We start from the raw sequence: 1,878 nt of genomic DNA, 5'->3' as shown, positions 1-1,878 counted from the left end.
TTAATATTAGCTGATGAAAGACCCTCTTATAGGGTCTTTTTTTATTTCATTAAATTTTATAAGTAAAAAACCCCATTCAATTATTGAATGGGGTTTACATGCAACAAAAACTAAAACAAAAGTAATCAAAATGGTAGGTTAAGTATAACATAGTATATTCATAATCCCTAATCTAACATTTGTAAAAATAATATATATAAACATACTATATTTAATAGAGCTAAGAGGAGAGATTCTTCATTATGAAGGATCGTTTTTCTTATGTCACTATTTGGACAGGTTAGCTCAAGAAGGATTTTGAAAATCGAGCGGGAATATATAAGGAAAGATTTCTTTTAAAACCTTTTGCTAGCCGTCATAGTTTCTTTGTTATCACATTAACTTGAAACTTTGTTAAGAAACTTCCCTTTAATATATGAGCAACTAATATCTATATATTTATCTTATGAGGTATACGAACGGATTTTGAAAGGGGACTAAGAATTATGGATATTGCGAATAATATTATTGAGTGATAGTATAGTTGTTTAACTTACAATAAAGACCTTTAATAATAATAAAGTTGTTTAATCTTATTGAGCAAATAGAGCAGTTTAGTCCTTAAACCACTATGAGTAAAATTAATAAGGGGGAAACGATTATGACAAAGAAAAATAAGGAGTTGTCATTAGAACAACATGAAGAAATAATTCAAACTTTGAAAGCCCGTTTTGAGAAAAACATGAACCGCCATAAGGAACTTGAATGGGCGAAGGTACAGGCTAAGCTCGAAGCTAATACTGAAAAACTGTGGTCACTTAATGAAATGGAAGAAACTGGTGGCGAACCAGATGTTGTTGACCAGGATCAAAATACGGGCGAATACATTTTTTATGATTGTTCAGCGGAAAGTCCTAAAGGTCGCAGAAGTGTTTGTTATGACCGTGAAGCACTGGAGTCAAGGAAAAAACACAAACCAGAGAATAACGCTATTGATATGGCAGCTGCCATAGGCATTGAAATTTTAACGGAAGAACAATACAGGGAACTGCAGAAACTTGAAAATTTCGATATGAAAACCTCGAGCTGGGTGCAAACACCTGCTAATATTAGAAAACTTGGTGGGGCTATCTTTTGTGATCGTCGCTACGACACTGTCTTTATGTACCACAATGGAGCAGATTCCTACTATGCTGCAAGGGGGTTCCGCGGCTCTCTAAGGGTCTAAATTGTACATAGCCAGCTAAATATGAATTTGAGAACGGATCACCTAGGAAAAAGCTTTAATGTGCTTTACTTCTATATCAAGAGCTGTAATCAGCTCTTTTTTTGTTATGCAGCTAATGTGGAAGAGTAGTTGACCAAGAAGCCAAATATAATTTTATAATAATTCGTTAATAGGAGGAATTATTTGATGGAACAAGAAGGCTATGTATCATTATGGGTGGGAAAATTTAAATCAGATAAAGACTTCCGAAATTATCTATTAGGTTCATAACCGAAGATGGGGTCTATACCATCGGAATTTGAAAAGGATTTTCAAATTGATTATTATGATGAGGATTTTATAGAAGCTGAGTATTTTGATAGGGGATTAAATGAAGATGTTATTATTCCAAATCTTATAAAAAACCAAGGAGAAAGATTCACTCAAAGTGTTAATAGTATTATTTTGCTTTATAACGTTCAATATTACTCAAAGGGACAAAATGACTTGAATAATGTTAAATATATAGGAAGTATTAGATTTATATAGCTTTTTTATACTACCAAAGTTAATTTGTTATGGATCTACGTCAATATCCTGGACACGAAAAAATTAAGTTTTTAAGCAATCTTTCTAGCTGCTTCTTCCATAGCTTGAGGTGTTTTATATCCAATACTGCTGTGAATACGTCT

General features: G+C 32.6%; 2 protein-coding genes. Both read left to right on the top strand.

The genetic code is table 11. The features are described 5' to 3' along the window. Positions 1-640 precede the first annotated feature (640 nt). Positions 641-1,207, top strand: coding sequence for a DUF4256 domain-containing protein (locus tag BN349_RS16390; protein ID WP_019243417.1), 567 nt, complete (start codon positions 641-643; stop codon positions 1,205-1,207). Positions 1,208-1,483: 276 nt separating this feature from the next. Continuing rightward, positions 1,484-1,735 carry an immunity 22 family protein gene (locus BN349_RS24125; RefSeq protein ID WP_019243416.1) on the top strand — a complete coding sequence of 84 codons (252 nt, stop codon included), beginning with the start codon at positions 1,484-1,486 and terminating at the stop codon, positions 1,733-1,735. The last annotated feature ends 143 nt before the right edge of the window (positions 1,736-1,878 follow it).

It is taken from the genome of Bacillus sp. AP8 (assembly GCF_000321185.1).
GTDB classification, from domain to species: domain Bacteria; phylum Bacillota; class Bacilli; order Bacillales; family DSM-1321; genus Bacillus_AD; species Bacillus_AD massilioanorexius.
Note: the sequence above shows the minus strand (reverse complement) of the source record. Positions and strands in the feature narration are given on the sequence as shown.

Bases quoted from the DNA above. Each gene is read 5' to 3' on its own strand.
- BN349_RS16390 (WP_019243417.1), top strand. From the start codon at position 641: ATGACAAAGAAAAATAAGGAGTTGTCATTAGAACAACATGAAGAAATA.
- BN349_RS24125 (WP_019243416.1), top strand. From the start codon at position 1,484: ATGGGGTCTATACCATCGGAATTTGAAAAGGATTTTCAAATTGATTAT.